Source organism: Aeromonas sp. R7-2 (genome assembly GCF_040908105.1).
Lineage (GTDB): Bacteria > Pseudomonadota > Gammaproteobacteria > Enterobacterales > Aeromonadaceae > Aeromonas > Aeromonas caviae.
In genome coordinates, this window is the sequence record NZ_JBFODC010000020.1 from 57,199 (window position 1) to 75,628 (window position 18,430).

Consider the following 18,430-nt stretch of genomic DNA (forward strand, 5'->3'; position numbering starts at 1 on the left):
GCCTTTGATGGGTACGCGAGCGACAGGGCTGACAGGGCACTCGTCCCTGCCACCGGGCAACGGGCTGCAGGAGGGGCGCTGTCATCAAAAAAGGCGCCGCAGCGCCTTCTGGAAACAGGTTGTTGGCTCAGCCTTCCAGCCGGGCCAGACGGGCTTCCAGCCCCTGCAACTGCCCCTTGAGGTGCTCGACCTCTTCTTCGAGCGCTGCCAGTCTGTCTGCCGCCGGTGACACAAGGTTGCCAGCGGGCGCCGCGTCGGCCAGCGCCTGCAGATCCACCTCGCCACTGAACAGGTGCGCGTAGCGGGATTCCCGCTTGCCCGGCTCACGGGGCAGCTTCACCACATAGGGCCCCCGTTCGATGAGGGTGGCCAGCACGGCATCCACTTCGGTCACATCGTCAAAGCTGCACAGCCGGTTGGTGCGCGAGCGCAGCTCACCCGGGGTCTGCGGGCCACGCAGCAAGAGTTCGCAGATAATGCCGAGCTCCTGGGCCGAGAACTTCAGCTCGCCGAACTCGGTATTGCAGAAACGATGCTGATAGCGGGGCACCCTGGCGTTGAAACCGGCGGTATTGACCACCAGACGGCGGCGGATCAGCTCGTCGATCACGGCACGAATATCCAGCTCGGCGAGCTCCAGCACGGGTTCCCGGTTGCTCTTCTGGTTGCAGGCATTGACCAGTGCATTGAGCGAGAGAGGGTACTGATCCGGCGTGCAGATCTCTTTCTCAATCAGGCAGCCGATCACGCGGGCCTCTAATGGGCCTAGTACTATCTCCATGTCATACTCCCTTGCCAAACAAGACGTTAAGACGGTTATCTTAGCCAAGGCGCTTGCGCCGTCCAGCAGATAACCCCATTTTTGCGAGCCGATGAAACCCTTGCTGCAACCTTGTACAGCAAAACGGCCTCGGTGCACGGGCGAGGTGAACGGATGGCCGGGAACCTCTTTGGCAACAAGCCCCTCCCCCTTCAACGAGGCGGGCACAAAAACCATCACGGCCGCAAAGGCGGCCGTGATGGTAGACAGATTGAAACGACCCTCACGAAGAGGGCTTGCGCTCCAGGGTCGCGGCCACCTTTCTTGCGGCCGACACGGTGAGCAAAGGCTCACCCGGATAGAGCATCAGGGCGCTTGCCCGCAGGTTGTCCGCCTCCGCCGTGCGCCCCAGGGCATTGAGGGCGATCACCATGTTGGCGTAGATGTTGGCCCTCGGGGTATGGCGCACGAAGGCCTGCCCCCAGTCGAGGTAGGCTTCAAGCTCCGCCTGGTTGTTGGCCTGCAGACCGACCATGAGGCGCACCGCGTTCACGTCGAACTCCACCCGGGTCAGCCAGGCCATGGGGTTGACGATGTCGAGCAGGAGCGCAGGCTGCTTGTAACCGCCCCGCTCATACTTGGTCACCACCCAGGCGGTATGCAGGGCGGTCAGCATGAAGGGGATGACGATCAGGGGAATGGCGATGGCCATGAAGCGCAGCAGCAACCAGGGGCGGCACAGATGGTCGCGCCAGTTGCCGTGGTCTTGCTCCTCCACCTCCGCATCCATCGCATACAGGAGCAGCAGCAGCGCCCACCACAGGGCGATGGCGTGGTAGAAGGGGTACTCGGTCTGGGTGTGCAGCAAGATGGGGGTCACCAGCGCAAGCAAGGCGGCGCCCTTGACCCAGCCCGCCCGGCTCAGACGCCACAGGAGGGCCCCGCCCATCAGCACCATGCCTAGCATGGGGGCCAGACCCCCTTCCACCGCCCAGTAGAGGAACTCGTTGTGGGGGTGATCCAGGTTGTACTCGATCTGCACCATGGCCGGGTTCAGCGCCTTGTCGGCCATGTAGTGATGGAGAAACACCGACTCGAAGCTGCCATAGCCCCAACCGGTCCAGGGCATCTTGGCAATCAGCTTGGCGGCGTAGGGCCAGTAGATGGAGCGCATGCCGCCGGACTGGTAGATCTCCAGCCCTCGTCTGGCTCCGGCCATCAGGTATTGCGAGGCCAGCCCGAGCAGAATGCCAAGGACCACCAGTGCGAGCATCCGGCCCAGCCGCCGCTCACGACCCAGCTGGGCAGACAGCAGCAAGAGAGCCATCACGCCGCCCAGTTGCCCGACCCGCGATTGCAGGACCATCAACAGCAGAGAAGTGGCCAGGATCACCCCATAACGCAGCCCCTTGAGCCAGGGGTTGGCATCACCGCGCAGTTCCAGCCAGATGGCAAGTGACAGGCCGGTCGCCATGAAGCTCGCCATCACGTTGGGTTGCTGGAAGATGCCATAGGGGCGGTTGGTCTGGGTGTCGTACCCAATCCAGTTGCCCGGCACCAGCAGGTAATACTGCACCAGGCCGAGCAGCGCCTCGATGGCAACGGCCCCCAGCAGCAGATAGAGCAGCCTGTCTCGCGCCTCGCGGCCGAATCGCCACTGATAGAGGCTTGCCAGAAACAGCAGGCCGGCAAACAGCCCCAGCAGCCGGGGAATGGCATAGTCCTTGAGCTCGAATCCCGGATAGGCCATGGGCAGCAACAACAAGATGCCCCCCAGCCACTGGGCAGTCAGCAGCGGCGAGACCACCAGTCGCTGGCTGAGGGTCACATGCCACAGCCCCAGCGCCATCACCAGGCTGGCGAAGATCCAGCCCCAGGCATTGAACGGCAGATAGAGCCCTGCCCCGCCTGGGTTGTGCATGAAAAAATGCATGCCAAGCAACCAGTACAAGACTGATGTTCCCCAAAAAACCTTATGAACCAAACTGCACTCTCTTCCCATTTATGCCTCATCATGCATAAAAAAAGCCGTGACAGCGAAAACACTATCACGGCTCATTAGACTAACGAATCAATACCGAGAAGAGCCTTACAGCGGCAGGCGTTCGGTCATGTCATACAAGGTATGGCTACGGCTGAGCATCTGCCCCCCATCTCTTGTCAGAGGAACCCATCCAATTGTTCCCTTGGATGTTGTGGGACGAATCAACATCAAGTCAAAGGGAATCGTGATGTAGATACCTTTGGTAAAACTGCCTTCCCCATACTCTTCGGCCGACACATCCGTCAAGGTCGCGTATGCTCCCATCACAATCCCGGAGTCAAAGCGCTTGGAGAAATCAAACGTGGCCCCTAGGTCACCAGCCAGATAACGCCCGACAGCTACCTTGGCAGTGACATTGTCCATGAAAGGCAACTGCCAATAGCCAGTCAAGTGACCCGTAGCAACGTCGTAATCAGCCATCTTCAGGGTGTTGTTCCAATCACGCTGCTTGACCCAGTTGGTATCCAGACCCAGAGCCCATGACTGACCGAAAGGACGATAAAGCACCTCTCCCCCGACACCGGCGTACATCATTTCCAGATAGCCGCCGTATGCCTGGCCGTACCACTCCTGACCAAGTTGCTCCATATGTGTTAACTGGAGGTTGTTCAGCAGAATATTGGAAGAGTCGACATACTCTCTCACCCAAGTGCGTACTCTCGGTAACGCATCCGTGTCGGCAGGTGGTGTTTTGTAATTAAATTTGTCGTAATTGTTCGCAATATTGAAGAACAACGTACCCTGTAACCAATCCTTATCGGAAAGACGCAGCTCACTGTTAGCATTAATGCCTATCTGATACATATAAAATGATTCAGGACCACCAAAAGATTGCGTCAGGGCCGGGTCAAATGAATAAGAGAACCACTCTGGTTCAGATTGGTAACGGAGCGTTCCCTGAACAGGAGCAGGTACTTTTTGATGCTCTTCTACCACTGCCTCCTGCCCAAGAACCTGGGGCTGGTTCGCCTTTCGCACAGAGTCGAGATCAATCACCGTCTCTTGCAACTGGAAATCTCGCTGGCGCTCAATGACTCTCAACTCTTCGACAGTGTCAGGCAGATGATTAATCGCAACCAGAGCAGTACGATCGATCGCTTCTTGCTGGTCCCTATATTTGTGCTGTTGACCCAGCAAGGTTACAGTGGACTGGTCACTATAAAGTGATGCTGTATTCCAACCAGCATTGCTTTCAAACTGTCCTGCCATGACAGGCCAATCAACGTGTGACGAGTCTATCGGGGCCTTTTCAGCGGTATACACAGGGCGAGGCTCATCTAAATGATTCTGACGTAAATCATTAAAGTTGGTCCGAAGAGTAACACCCCACATCAGAGTATTTCCCCTCTGATAACTAAGATGAGTGTCCATGTAATCAAAAAGACGATAAACAGCACCTATATTGATAGGAGATGAATGATCAATCTTCCCGGCAAATTCATTGCTGTAATCATTGCCATCATATTCCAGCTTCAGGCGAAGTGGCTGCCAAGGTGTCTGGTATTCAACCCCCCCAAACAAGGCAGCATTACCGTGGAACATATTTTTTGTTTCAAATTTGCCACCACCGCTGGAATAACCATTATCTCGTGAACACCAATCATTTTTCCACTCGCAAAAAGGATTGGTAATGTTCCCGCTTTCCCCCATATTTCCCCAGCCCATACCAAGGGTGAAATCAAACGGGCCAACACGCTTGCTGCCGACAATGTACTCACTGTCAAACAGCCCCGTCCCCATCAGGTCACGAAAACCCAGAGAGAGATTCGGGATCCAGGTAGACTCTTCCAGCAACCTGACTTTGACATCCATGCCCTTGTCTTTGTAAGTCTGGTCACCACTGAATCCGGAGTTTGCACTATAAAGGCGAGTTCTTACGTCGGTATAACGCAAAGTGGCTTCAAGCCAGTCGAACGGCTGCACTGACATAGACCAGCGACGGTACTGATCATCATCAACATAATTGGCACTGAATTCACCCGTCTTGGCCATTCTGGCGGTTGGCATTTGCAGCAAGCCAACGCCGCCGAAGTCACTTTGTGATGGACCCAACGGCTCAAAAATGTCGGCATCAGCGTGTGTTGCAAAGGATACCAGCAGGGCAATCAGTGAGAGTCTTGGATAGGTCATTTGGGCATCCGATTCGCTAACAACGTCAACATGCGTGTATTCAAGTCTGTATATTGCTCAGGCAGCACACTCGGAGCAAAACCGACAAACAGAGTGGCACCAGGCATGGCTTCAACATGGCGTTCATTCCAGATGGCAACGGGGATCCACTCAGATTTGCCACTGGGGGAAATCAGATACGCGCCGGTGTCATCACTTCCGTACAAGCGATCCAGCTTTTTCCAGTACTCTCTCAGCCCTGCCGCAGGCAAAACCGGGGCCTCGCCAGGGCGACCAATCAAGCCAGCCAGATAGATTTGCGAACGGCGAGGGGCAAGATACAGCTGATAATCCCCCTGCAATACGGGGTTGGCACCTGATGGCACCAAGCTGATATCCGGATCCACAGGCAATTCGAAACGCCCTGTCAAATGCAACTGCTGTAACTGTTGATTCAACTGTAAAGCGGCATGGGCGAGTTCAACTTCATCATGCTGCTGCCAGTACGTTGCCAGCAATCTGAGATCCTTCAGCACGGCTTCCTGTTGATACTCAATGTCTTTTTGGCGCGCAGGAGTAGAAATATGAGCGACAGGCCAATAATTATCGTACTGAGAGACTGCCGAGTTTAACAACGCGTCACTCAACAGCATGGACTGGGGATGAGTCATTGTTGCTGTCGGTTGACCTTGCCACCAAACAGACACGGACACTTCTGCCATAACGGGGGCAGCCCCCAAGGTTGCGAGCAATAAGCTATATATTATTTTCATGATGAATAGGGCTTAAGGAATGTCATTTCGATCATTGGCAAGGAAGGGCCTAATTGCTGCTGGAATTTACGAACTTGACCTGTCTGCTCATCGATCCAGAAATGATTCAGCCATCGCTCTTCATTCGGGGCGGTAACGACATGCTCTTCTACAATCGTCGTTTTATAGGGGCGGTCCATAATATTCAGAACCTCATTCCCCATCTGCGTATAATGCATACTCAAGGGATAGCCACTGGTGTATTTTTTCGACCACTCAGCGACGCTATACCACACCATCGAGGGTGTCTTGTCTAACCGGGAAGTCTTCAGCGGATCCTTATCCAGACTCCCCAGATAGCGCAAATCATTTGGCAAACCCACTGTTTTAATCAAGCGCCCATGCTGAGTCACAAACATCACACCATCGGCGCTCATCCATGACATGCGCGGACCATTGACATATGCCAGTACAACCAACGCCTGGGGAAGATCGCCCACCTTGATATAGGCACTCGCATAGGGTAGCGCTCTCAGCTCGGATGAGGTCAGTACAATATCATCAGGCTTGTTGAACACATAACCCAGAGTCTCGATCGTCTGATGGGTCGAGGTGCTGCAGCCAGCCAATAACAATGTGGCTGACCATGCCAATAATCGGGAGGGGAAATAAGATAAATACTGTGCCACGCGCAATACACCATCCATGAGGGATAAGAAGAAAACAAGGCTGCTCAAACAGAGCAGCCTTGTTGAATATTATCGGGTTGAGGTGGTGGTATTGGTATTGTTGTTACGGTTGTTGGATTCAGATACCGCAACCACAGTTACCAGCGCAGCAGCAGCACCCACTGCAATAGTGGTACCAGCCACACCCGCAGCAGCGCCGCTCGCCCCCGCACCTGCAGCACCGCCAGTTTCTTCGGCAGCCATGGCATTAGCAGAAACAGCCAGCAGGGCGGCCAAAACAAACGCAGTCTTCTTCATGTTATCTTCCTTTTTGTTGACACAGCTAAAACATAATACTGAGAAGGTTAACGCTCTCAGTCTTATCTAGTATTACTCAAAGGAGGCATCAATTGAACCTTCAATTTCGCCTCCCTGAATATTACTAATCCCTTACCTATCATCTGCAGCCGGATCAGGCTTTGGTTTTATCACCATAGCTATATTGATAATATCCGTAATTACCGTAATAACTGCTGGCTTTCTTTTCTACCGCGTTGAGCAGAATACCCTTGATGACCACACCATTTTGCTCGAAGCGACGAATCGCCACTTCCACCTCTTTCACAGCCGTCTTGGCAAAACGAGCCACCAGCAAAGACGCCCCGACATGCTGGCCGACGATGGCCGCATCCGTGACCGCCAGGATCGGCGGGGAGTCGACAATGACAAAGTCGTAATGTTCAGCGGCCCAATCCAGCAGCGCTTTGAAGCGAGGATGCATCAGCAATTCTGAGGGGTTAGGTGGCACTGCGCCACGACAGACAAAATCGAGTCCGTCAAAGCCAGTCTTGCTGATCACCTGCATCATCTCGCTTTGACCCGCCAGATAGGCGCTCAAGCCAGCCCCCATCTCTTGCCCCATGACTTTCTGCATATAGCCCTTGCGCAAGTCCGCATCGATGACCAGTACCTTCTTGCCCCCCATGGCCAAGGTGGCAGCAAAGTTGGTCGACACGAAGGTTTTACCGAGACCAGGACCAGGGCCCGAGATCATGACGATGTTGTTTTTGGCCTCCATCATGGCGAAATGCAGGCTGGTACGCAGACTGCGCAGCGACTCCATTGCCAGATCGGCCGGATTACGGGCGGCCAGCAAGGCTTCATTGAGTGACATCGCCTGGCGCCGCTTTTTCTTCTGCTGCTGCTCTATCTTGGCCTGATCTTCGGAATAGGGAATAGTGGCGTAGACGGACAGCCCCATCTCTTCCAACTGTTCGGGGCTCTCGACACCGCGGTGGAATGCAGCACGCACAAGGATAAGGCCCACTGACAACATGCCTCCAAGCAGCGTCGCCAGCACCACGATCAGCGGCTTCTTGGGCTTGACAGCTTGCGTTTCGACCGCCGCATCATCGATGATACGCACATTGCCGATGGTCCCCGCCTTCATGATATTGAGCTCTTGCTGCTTGTTGAGCAGCTGGACGAAGATCTCCTGGCCCACTTGCACATCACGGGTCAACCGCAAGATGTCCTGCTGGGTTTTCGGCAGGCGCTTGATCGACTTGTTGATGTTGTTCTTGGTGTTGAGCAGGGTCTGGCGCTTTTCAATCAATGCGATATAGGCCGGGTGCTGACGGGTATAGAGCTGTTGCAACTCGGCTTCACGGAAGGTCAACTCATTGAGCTGTTTCTCAATCCCTACCATGGTATCCAGTGCCGCTTTCGCTTCGAGCGACAGATCAACCGACTCGTTCTGCTGACGATACGCATTGAGCAGCTCTTCCGAGTGATTCAAGTCATTTTTGACCTGGGGAAGATGGGTCTGCAGGAAATCCAGGCTCTTCTGGGCTTCTTCAGTCTTGCGCAGCACGTTCTGCTGGAGATAGTTCTGGCTGATGTTATCGAGCACAGCGCGAATGCGCCCCTTGTCTTCTCCTTCCAGCGCCAGGGAGATGATCCCGGTATTCTTGCCCTTCTCGCTGACCTGAAGATCCCGCTGCAGCTCGCCAATCACATCCAGCAACGGCTGCTTGACCAGGGTAAATTCCTGGCCATCTTGTGCGGCGACGTCTGCGACAAGCAGGGTCACATCCTCTTTTTCCAGCAGCTTGCCCACCTGTCCTTCCAGCACCCGACCTTCCACCTCCAGGGTAAAACGGTTTTCTCCTGTCAAGGTCAAGGTGAAGGGGGTGCCAATCAGCTCGGGAGCCACCTCGAAACGACTAATCGCCATCTTGGGATAGGGCTGACCGCTCATGCGTGACACACCACGGCCAATCAGCGGAAAGAAATCGGGGGTCACCACGGTATCAAGATGGAGCTCTTGTACCGTGCGCCCAAGCACCATGCGCGAGGTCAAGAGTTCAATTTCTGCTGCTGCCTCAGGTTGCTCACCCCCCAGCACATCAGCCATATCACCGAGAAGAGCGGTGCCGCTGGCCTTTTTCTCCACTTGCAGCAGGGCATTGGCCTTGAAGACAGGTGTTGCCAACAAGGCGTAAGCAACACCCATCACCATAAAGAAGCCGGTGATACTCACAATCCACCAACGGCCATCGATCAGGTAGCCCAGCAGGCGTCCCAGATCGATCTCATCGTTCTCCACCGCGGCACTGTTTTGCCGGGACGAAACAGAAGAAGTCGTCATTACACAGAGTCCATTTTTATTGTCAGATAAACCCGAACACAGACACAGGCTGTGGTTACAGTTTTTTCACCCAGCCATCGGCGCCACGCACCAGCAACTGATAAACGTGCTCGTAGGCTTCCCGGCTGAGGCGATAGGGATCTGGCACCTCGCACTCCCCCAGCCAGTGGCCAAAGAGCATGGTCTTGCCGCGGGCGCCAGGATCAATGGCGGTCACGGCGGAAATATGCCCTTTCTCCATGACAAGGATGAGATCGGCCTCCTGGCACAACGCGCGGTTAAGCTGACGCGCAACATGCCCTTCCAGCGAGACCCCATGTTGCTGGGCTACTTCGCTAGCGACCTGATCGGCAGGCTTGTCGACCAGGGCGCTCACTCCGGCAGAACGGATATCACGGCCGGGCAAACGCTCCCGCAGCAGACGCTCACCCGTCGGGGAACGACATATATTGCCCACACACACGACGAGAATTTTCTCAAACATATTACTGTCACTCTTTCATCTTCAACACGATGCCAAGGGCTCCGAGTCAATATCCATTGAGCGTTACCAGTTGCGAACCCGCAACATACCTTCCGTCAACTCGTTAAAGCCATTGATGGAGGGAACCAACTGACTCAACACGCGGTTCCAGCGCGTCACAGGTGCGGTTGTCACATACACAACGTCATAGGGTTGCAAAGCAAACTCCGTCCCCATCACCAGCGCAGTGGCGTCACTCAAATCAAGTTGATAGATGGCGGCTTTCTGCTGTGACTTGCCTGCCGGGCGCAATACGAAAACCCCTGTGGCATTGGCAGCATTCTGGTTCAACCCCTCGGCACTGCTCAGGGCTTCCGTCAGGCTCATTCCCTCACGACCAATGGTCAAGGTTGAAGCCTTGTTGACTTCCCCCATGACAAACACTTTCTGGGCATCATTGCGCGGCACATAGAGCATGTCGCCATCGCGCATCAGCTGGTTGTGAGAGAGGTCGCCATACTGCAAGAGATCCTGCAGCGACAGCGGGTATTCCTTGCCCTGGCGAGTCAGGACCACATGGTGCCAATCTGCCGTCGGGCTCAAGCCCCCGGCCAGATTGAAGGCATCGAGCAGCGTCATCGGCACATTGGTGATGGGCTGCGCGCCAGGTTTGGCTACTTCGCCGGAGATGTAGACCTTCTGGGAGCGGAAAGCGGCAATGCTGACATCGACCTGTGGGCTTTCAATAAACTGAGCCAACCGCTTGGCAATATCCACACGGATTTCAGATACCGTTTTTCCCACCACGGCGACCTTGCCGATATAGGGGTAGAAGATGGAGCCATCCGCATGTACCCAGTTACCCGCCTCGCTCGCGCTGCGGTAAGAGCCGGCAGGAATGGTCAACTCCGGGTGATCCCACACCGTCACATTGAGGATGTCACCAACCCCGATACGGTACTCATAACTGCTGATCTGGCGATTGAGCTCAGGGTTGGCCTTGCCCACCACCGGCGCCTTGCGCAACTCGCTGACCAGTGCTGGCGTCACCGGGTAGACATCGGCCAGTTGATCAACATCAACCGTTCCGGTAGCCACCTCGGTCTTGCCGCTGGTTGAAAGATTGGTACCCGGCACCACAGTACATGCACTGAGCAGAGCCACGGCCGACAACAGAGGGATGAGCTGAATCCTTTTCACTTCCACACCTTATTTAGCTTGCCATCAAAAACTGACTGGAAAAAATCGCAGTATGATAGCGGAGTTCAGGGAAAATCATGAGGAATATTTACCAAGAAAAACGGATAGATCGTCTGAAGACACAAGGCATCAAGCACGAAGTAACCACATGCATAACATGCCCATCAACAACCCCCAACCCAATCGCTTCCTATATCGGGTCATGACCCTGCCAGGTCCAGTGGCAGGGTCCCATGATGAAAACATGATGGACGATCCGATATGAGCGACGGATGATGCTTGATAAACGCGCCATGACAGACTGCCCCAAAGGGCAGCCTGTGTCAGGGATTAATCACTACCAAACAGATCGCGGGTATATACCTTGTCCATGACATCACTCAGCTCATCGACCATGCGGTTTGCCAGAATCACATCGCAGCTTGCTTTAAATTCGGCAAGATCAGTCATTACCCGGGAATGGAAGAATTCGGATTCTGTCAGACTAGGTTCATAGACCACCAGTTCAATGCCTTTGGCCTTGATCCGTTTCATGACCCCTTGGATGGCAGAGGCACGGAAATTGTCCGACCCCGCTTTCATCACCAGTCGATAAACACCGACACGGGATGGATTTTTACGGATCACCGAATCGGCAATGAAATCCTTGCGTGTGGTATTGGAGTCCACAATAGCACGGATCAGGTTATTGGGAACATTGTTGTAGTTCGCCAACAACTGCTTGGTGTCTTTTGGCAGGCAATAGCCACCATAACCAAAGGAGGGGTTGTTGTAATGGCTGCCAATACGTGGGTCGAGGCCGATGCCATCAATCACCTGCCGACTGTCCAGCCCGTGCAGTTGGGCATAGGTATCGAGCTCGTTGAAAAATGCCACTCGCATCGCAAGGTAGGTATTGGCAAACAGCTTGATCGCCTCTGCTTCTGTGCTGTCAGTGAAAAGCACCGGCACATCTTGCTTGATGGCGCCTTCCAGCAGCAGGTTGGCAAATACCTGAGCCCGCTCTGAACGCTCCCCCACTACGATGCGCGAAGGATGCAGGTTGTCATAAAGTGCGCGCCCTTCACGCAAAAATTCTGGTGAGAAGATCAGATTGGCACATCCCAACTCCTCCCGCAGCCGAGCAGTAAAGCCCACCGGAATCGTCGATTTGATCACCATGACTGCATCAGGATTGATGGCCATCACATCCTTGACCACGGACTCCACGGTACTGGTGTTGAAATAATTGGTCTCTGGATCATAATCGGTCGGCGTGGCAATGATGACAAAGGCAGCGCCCTGATAAGCCGCCTCTTTATCCAGCGTGGCACGCAGATTCAAATCTCGGCTGGCCAGATAGCTTTCTATCTCTTTATCCACGATGGGAGAGCGGCCCTGATTGATCATCTCGACCTTGCTGGCAATCACATCAACGGCCACCACCTCATGGTGCTGTGCCAGCAATACCGCATTGGACAAACCGACATAACCCGTACCACAAATCGCAATTTTCACAACAAACCTCGCTTACCGCTGCGCGTTATAATAGTTTTTATACCATTCGACAAAGGCCTGAACCCCTTTTTCAACAGACATGACAGGACGATACCCTGTTGCTTCGAAGAAATCTTCGGTGTCGGCCCAAGTGGCATACACATCACCAGCCTGCATTGGCAACATATTTTTGATGGCATCAATGCCAAGCGCCTTTTCCAGGGCATCGATAAAGTCCATCAATTTGACAGGACTGCCATTACCGATATTGAAGATACGATAAGGGGCACTGCTGTCAGCGGGCGAACCTTTCTCTGACTGCCAGTCAGGATTGGCAACCGGTACCACATCGGCAATGCGCAAGATACCCTCAACAATATCGTCGATATAGGTAAAGTCACGGCTCAACTGGCCGTTGTTATACACATCGATTGGCTGGCCAGCCAACATGGCTTTGGTGAACTTGAACAGCGCCATGTCAGGGCGACCCCATGGTCCATAGACGGTGAAAAAGCGCAGACCTGTGGTTGGAATGCCGTACAGATGGGAATAGGTGTGCGCCATCAGCTCATTGGCCTTTTTCGAAGCGGCATAGAGTGAGACGGGGTGATCGACGGCATCTTGGGTGGCAAACGGCATTTTGCCGTTCATGCCATACACAGAGCTGGAAGAGGCATAGACCAGATGTTTGACACCGTTGTGACGGCACCCTTCCAGGATGGCCAAATGCCCTGCCAGGTTGCTGTCAGCATAGGCAAAGGGATTCTCCAGGGAGTAACGCACACCGGCCTGCGCAGCCAGATGAATAACCCGTTCAAATTGCTCCTTGGCAAACAACTCGGCCATGCCTGCCCGATCGGCCAGATCAAGTTTGCGAAAATCAAAATTGGCTTCACCCGCCAGCCGGGCGAGGCGGTTCTCTTTTAACGAGACTTCGTAATAATCATTCAGGTTATCGATACCAATAACGGTATGACCCTGTTGGCAAAGCCGCTGACTGACAGCACAGCCAATAAATCCTGCTGCACCCGTAACTAAATACTTCACGAGATTCTCCTTGTATGCACTTTCAACGTTATATTTTCAACACGGCGTCAATATACTTATCAATAACTATTTTCTCATCAAATTCATTTTCCATTTTTTTACGACTATTATTACCCATAGTCAGACGCTGCGCATGGCCCATCATAATCATCTTTTCTAATGCATCTACAAGACTCAAAGTATTACGTGGTTCACATAAAAAACCATTTACACCATCATCAACAGTTTCCTTACATCCGATGTTTTTCGTCGTTACAATGGGTTTTCCCATAGCACCAGCTTCAAGTAATGATTTAGGTACGCCCTCGCGATAAAAGGATGGCAAGACCATGCAATCAGCTTTAGCTATTTCGTTCTCAACCGTATCAGTGGTCCCAAGATAATTTATTATACCCTCACCAACCCAAGCTTGCATTTCTGCTTTAGAAACAGCAGATGGATTATTTACATCCAAAAAACCCAACAATGAAAATTCAACTCGCAGGCCATACTTTTTCTTCAAAATTCTTGCTGCTTCGACATAATGATTGATACCTTTTTCATATAACATTCTTGCAATCAACAAAAAACGGGTAACACCATCATCAATCGCAGGAGTGATAGAAAAACGTGACAAATCAGCGCCTGAGCCTGGTAAGCGGTCGGTAAGTTCAGCTCTTACTATACCAGAATTAATAAAAAGAGCTCTGTCATCTTCATTTTGGAAAAATACTTTATGTGCATATCGTTGGCTAACCCTATACAACATGCGTGCGACTTTGGATATAAAGGTCTCATTGACAAATAATGTACCAAGGCCTGCAATATTATTGATAGACTTTACTCCACATAATTTCGCAGCCAAAGTACCATATATATTGTTTTTGGGTGTGAAATTGAGCACGACATCAACTTTGTATTTTACAAAAATATACTTAAGTGATAGGAATGTAGTGATATCATTGATTGGATTAGTACCACTTTGATCTATATCGAGATGAACGAATTTAGCTCCCAACTGCTCTAATTTAATAGAATAGTCATCATGTGGTGCTATCGCTATAACTTCACAACCATTTTCAAGAAGGGCTGCAATAGTATTTTTTCTAAAGTTATACAAATACCAGCTAGTATTAGCGGATATAGCAACTATAGTGTGATTACTATCATTACCCTTATAGTTTTTGACTTCATATTTCACTATATCATCCCGATAGTTAATGAAAAAACTCTACTTATACATGGTTGCATTGCAGATTTAATGAATGACAATATCAAAGTGATGTATACAACTATAAGTTGTCATTATGCAATTTTTATGAAAGGTGATTTTAAAATTAAAATATATTCATAATGAGTTTAATTTTCGACATTTTCTATAAATCATATTCTTTCCAGTAACTGCCTAACAAATAGTCAGCATCTTTACTAGATAAAGGCTCCCAGCCACTTCCATGGCAAAATGTCATTTCGCCAAAATAAATAGCACCATCAACATTGTACATATCGATACGAACATATGGAAATGGTTTAGCGAGTTGCTTTGCCAAAGCGATCATTTCTGCCATGTTGTTAGGAAATATATAATTAGCATCAACACCCATGTATTTTGGCTGAATATCAAACTCTAATTTCCTAAGCGATTCAGAATATAAAGATCTTTTATGACATTCAAATCTATCTGTATCTACCTGAATGATAACTTTTTCATTCTCATCAACCCTACCTTGGAAAATATGCAACTTATAGTCTGATGGAAGGGAGCCATCTTGGTGCATGAGAAGTTTTTCAACAATGAGTCTTGCTGGTTCAATATCGTAAAATTTCTCATCGATTTTAGATCCAATTCGACATTGAAGATAGCTATTAAAACGCTTGGAAAGTCTAGCTAAATCTCCTAATTCCGTCTTATTTAAAACCACTTTTACATTCTCCCCTCCCCCTCCATTACTCGTCTTCATTACAAAACGCTCAGGCAGATCATTAAAAAAATCGGGGGTTACATGCGTGGTAAATTTTAATAAAGGAACTAAGTATTTCTCACCAATTGTATCTCTCACATAAGACCGAACAGCGTACTTATCTACATAAGATGAAAAGTTATTCGATGATACATCATATTTTCTAGCAAAAATTTTTTCAGAGAAAGTCCTAGGAGATACAAAATTAGGATAATACTTATGCGTTAATATGAACCTCAATTTGTTATATTTTTTAGAACCGATAAAAAATCTCAAAGTATCTCGAACAAAATTCTTAACCTCTTTTCTCAATCCCATGCCCCCCTCTATTTATTGATTCCAACACTTCAATGAATCCCTTAATAAACATATCATAATCAAATCGCCGACTAACATATTTACTTCTCTCGGCTCTCTGCTCTAAATCTTTATCGTCAACCGCTGAAACGATAGATATAAACTCATCAAAGAAATCAGGATGCTGTGACTTTTTGTTAGTAATTAATCCCTTAGATTTATCACATATAATGTCAGTTATCCCATCAACTAAGGATGAACATACAAAGCACCCGGCATGTAGTGCCTCGATAACTACTCTTGGTAATCCTTCCCTATGACTTGAGAACATAAAAATATCAGACACTGATAAATATTCATGAACATAGGGAGTATGAGGAACTCTAATAACATTACCACTAATACCAAGTTCATCAATTAGGTGGATCAACTCATTTTGATACCCAACATCTTCTTCTGAGGTTGGGCTTCCAATCAAAAACAATAAATCATTATCACTTGAACACTTTCCAAATGCATGGATAATATCTCGCTGATTTTTCCTTTTACAAATACTACCAACAGTTATATATACACGATTACTGCCGCGGGGTAGAGATTGGACAATGTCTTTACGCACTAATTCATTTAATTCAGAAAACTTAAATCCAGTGTTTAAAACTATCAACTTACTTTGGTATCTTTTCTTCTCATTACATGAAAGTACATTACTACAGTCACTAGAAATAAGAACTATTTTTTCTGATAAAAAAGCAGCGATTGAGGATACAAATTTCACACGTTCATTTATTCTGACATACCAAATAACTTTTCTTTTATAAATTAAAAGTAATGGTAGTAACAATAACACACTTCTAATATCATTAATACAAATGAAGTCATGACTAGAAAATTGTTGTCTTTTTAAGAGAAGTAATTTAAACCACAGCAGTAGTAGAGAAAAAAAGTAAATAAATCTTCTATAGAAGGATATTTGCTTTCTCGATAGCAACAGAATTTTAGGTGCATTAATACTTATCGTATCTAGTTTACTATCTGTCGCTTTTTTTAGTAATCCCCCCTCGCTAGATGAACCTACAGAAACAGAGTACCCTTTAATTTTTAGGCCAACAGCTAATGAAAGCATGCTAGTAGGTGCACCATTAAGACCAGTATGATAACTATCAAAAAATAATATGCTTCTCATGTAAATTCATTTCGCCTAAAGATAACAGAGGACTTTCTTTTCTGAAGAACGATACAGTTTGCCGGAACATCTTTTGTCAAAACAGTCCCTGCGGCAATTATTGAACCAGCACCAATAGATACACCAGATAAAATTATTGCCCCACTTCCCACCCAAACATTGTCACCTATCTTTATTTCTTGTGAACTAAAACCTTGCTCGCGAATGTTTTTATCTATTGCAGAAAAATTATGATTGTGATCATAAATACAAATATTCTCACCAAAGAGGCAATTACTTCCTATTATTACTTTCGACCTTACATTAATAGATACATTATTATTAAAGAAGTTGTTTCTGCCAATAATTAGTTGGCCACTGCCTACATTTAAAATAAGATTATTTTTATTTCTTAATCCATTATCAATGGAAACATATCCAGATGAAGATATATTAACCACTCCGTTAAAGTAACTCTTAAAAGGATTTATTTTTAATTTTCTTAAATAGATCATCTTATATATAAAGATAAGAATTATCTTTTTGAAAAATCTATAAAAAATTAAAATTTTCACTTTGACATTATCCTCTTCGAAAACCTGGATGTTAGATAAATTAATACAAGTGGTAGAAGTGTTTGCTTAGTTATAAATGCAAGAGAAACCGATAGATCCCCGCGCTGGGCATATATCAGTGGTGTAATCATCAAAATTGATAGAAGAAATAAAAAAACATTGTTTCTTGCTTTATTAAAAATACCGACAATTATACATGAATACAATAAAGCAAAAATGATCAATCCAGGCCAATAGAACGCTATATAAAATGATCCATAAATAGAAAAACCATATCCTTGCCCCGTTTGAACTACATGCGGGAAAAAAGTTGTATTAAACCAAGTCTGACTATTTGTCAGGCCTATATTAATAGGAGAAACGCCAACGACAATGTCTTTTATTATATTAACGCCATACGTTATATTGTATTCATGCTCTCTAGACAACAACCAATCAATATTTCTGGATGCACTCCGAAACTCTCCCTGTAACAATTTAACGTAAAATGGTAATGCATCTGAACTTGAAAATATATCAACCATGTCTTTTGAAAAAACAGTTTTAAGTTCCTGAAGTATTGGAATACATGATGCAATGGATATAAATAACACAATAGACTTTCTTCTAGTAACCTTTTCAAACAACACAAGAAGTATAATTGCACTTAATGCATAACTCAATATTACATTTCTCTCTCCTGTGTTCAGCGATGTAAATGTACATATTATAAAACTGTACCCCATTGCATAGTAGAATAGCTTAGAATCTCTATATCTTATCAGGAATAATAATGCTGCTATATTAGCCCAGTTATAAATAAAGTTAAACTTAGTTCCACCAGATAGTATTGCATCGCCTTTGTTAGAGAAGCCACTTTTAAAAAAATATATATTTGCTAGAATAACCATAAAGAAAGATACAACGTACACTATAAATATAATTTTTTTATCAAAATATTTATCGAATCTTATATAGAGTTCTTTATCAACATTAAAGCGGCGGCAAAAAAACAATGGCATGACTGAGAAATAATATATCAATCCATATATAATTGATGAGCTGTATAAATTTTCAAAATTGTAAAACCCAACATAATAAAGAAATAATGAAGAAAAATGATAGGTAAATACTGCAGTAGAATACCAAAGAACTGGTGACTCATATCTCAACTGGGAATAGCAAATAACGATAATCTGGGAAACAAATACAACGAACAAAAGCCCTATCGTTACATCAAATGGAAATAACATGCATAAAGAGAAATAGAGCACTCCGCAAATTGAAAATGATATTAAATTCATT

At 48.1% G+C, this 18,430-nt stretch carries 16 protein-coding genes; all 16 read right to left on the bottom strand.

All coding sequences use genetic code 11. The features are described 5' to 3' along the window. Window positions 1–127: 127 nt before the first annotated feature. Window positions 128–781, bottom strand: a complete 654-nt coding sequence (locus AB5Y47_RS05650; RefSeq protein ID WP_039040218.1) for a YceH family protein — start codon at window positions 779–781, stop codon at window positions 128–130. Window positions 782–1,043: 262 nt separating this feature from the next. After that, complete coding sequence (locus AB5Y47_RS05655) at window positions 1,044–2,681, bottom strand: Wzy polymerase domain-containing protein (RefSeq protein ID WP_368220000.1); 1,638 nt, start codon at window positions 2,679–2,681, stop codon at window positions 1,044–1,046. Between the two features lie 168 nt (window positions 2,682–2,849). Further along, window positions 2,850–4,934 carry a YjbH domain-containing protein gene (locus AB5Y47_RS05660; RefSeq protein ID WP_210557099.1) on the bottom strand — a complete coding sequence of 695 codons (2,085 nt, stop codon included), beginning with the start codon at window positions 4,932–4,934 and terminating at the stop codon, window positions 2,850–2,852. Then, window positions 4,931–5,635: a capsule biosynthesis GfcC family protein gene (locus AB5Y47_RS05665; protein WP_202042275.1), complete on the bottom strand. Its 705-nt coding sequence runs from the start codon at window positions 5,633–5,635 to the stop codon at window positions 4,931–4,933. Before AB5Y47_RS05665 ends, AB5Y47_RS05660 begins: the two co-directional genes overlap by 4 nt. A 47-nt stretch (window positions 5,636–5,682) precedes the next feature. Beyond that, complete coding sequence (locus tag AB5Y47_RS05670; RefSeq protein WP_161648140.1) at window positions 5,683–6,402, bottom strand: YjbF family lipoprotein; 720 nt, start codon at window positions 6,400–6,402, stop codon at window positions 5,683–5,685. Between the two features lie 21 nt (window positions 6,403–6,423). Continuing rightward, on the bottom strand, window positions 6,424–6,651 hold the full coding sequence (locus tag AB5Y47_RS05675; protein ID WP_109111973.1) for a hypothetical protein: 228 nt from the start codon (window positions 6,649–6,651) through the stop codon (window positions 6,424–6,426). A 154-nt stretch (window positions 6,652–6,805) separates the two neighbouring features. Further along, window positions 6,806–8,983, bottom strand: a complete 2,178-nt coding sequence (locus AB5Y47_RS05680; RefSeq protein ID WP_368220001.1) for a polysaccharide biosynthesis tyrosine autokinase — start codon at window positions 8,981–8,983, stop codon at window positions 6,806–6,808. A gap of 55 nt (window positions 8,984–9,038) precedes the next feature. Beyond that, complete coding sequence (locus AB5Y47_RS05685; protein ID WP_043156573.1) at window positions 9,039–9,467, bottom strand: protein-tyrosine-phosphatase; 429 nt, start codon at window positions 9,465–9,467, stop codon at window positions 9,039–9,041. Between the two features lie 63 nt (window positions 9,468–9,530). Continuing rightward, entirely contained in the window at window positions 9,531–10,646 is a 1,116-nt protein-coding gene (locus AB5Y47_RS05690; RefSeq protein ID WP_324036680.1) for a polysaccharide export protein, read from the bottom strand. Between the two features lie 330 nt (window positions 10,647–10,976). Then, window positions 10,977–12,143, bottom strand: coding sequence for a nucleotide sugar dehydrogenase (locus AB5Y47_RS05695; protein WP_103859177.1), 1,167 nt, complete (start codon window positions 12,141–12,143; stop codon window positions 10,977–10,979). 12 nt (window positions 12,144–12,155) lie between these two features. Beyond that, complete coding sequence (locus AB5Y47_RS05700) at window positions 12,156–13,169, bottom strand: NAD-dependent epimerase (RefSeq protein ID WP_323583128.1); 1,014 nt, start codon at window positions 13,167–13,169, stop codon at window positions 12,156–12,158. 28 nt (window positions 13,170–13,197) lie between these two features. After that, window positions 13,198–14,349 carry a glycosyltransferase family 4 protein gene (locus AB5Y47_RS05705; RefSeq protein ID WP_324036679.1) on the bottom strand — a complete coding sequence of 384 codons (1,152 nt, stop codon included), beginning with the start codon at window positions 14,347–14,349 and terminating at the stop codon, window positions 13,198–13,200. 175 nt (window positions 14,350–14,524) lie between these two features. Beyond that, complete coding sequence (locus AB5Y47_RS05710) at window positions 14,525–15,427, bottom strand: ATP-grasp fold amidoligase family protein (protein ID WP_324036678.1); 903 nt, start codon at window positions 15,425–15,427, stop codon at window positions 14,525–14,527. After that, window positions 15,405–16,592, bottom strand: coding sequence for a glycosyltransferase (locus tag AB5Y47_RS05715; RefSeq protein WP_368220002.1), 1,188 nt, complete (start codon window positions 16,590–16,592; stop codon window positions 15,405–15,407). The genes AB5Y47_RS05710 and AB5Y47_RS05715 overlap by 23 nt, the downstream gene beginning before the upstream one ends. Then, the gene (locus AB5Y47_RS05720; protein WP_324036676.1) at window positions 16,589–17,146 is read right to left on the bottom strand and encodes an acyltransferase; all 558 of its coding nucleotides are present in this window, start codon (window positions 17,144–17,146) and stop codon (window positions 16,589–16,591) included. The genes AB5Y47_RS05715 and AB5Y47_RS05720 overlap by 4 nt, the downstream gene beginning before the upstream one ends. Next, on the bottom strand, window positions 17,143–18,429 hold the full coding sequence (locus AB5Y47_RS05725) for an O-antigen polymerase (protein ID WP_368220003.1): 1,287 nt from the start codon (window positions 18,427–18,429) through the stop codon (window positions 17,143–17,145). The genes AB5Y47_RS05720 and AB5Y47_RS05725 overlap by 4 nt, the downstream gene beginning before the upstream one ends. Between the last annotated feature and the right edge of the window lies 1 nt (window position 18,430).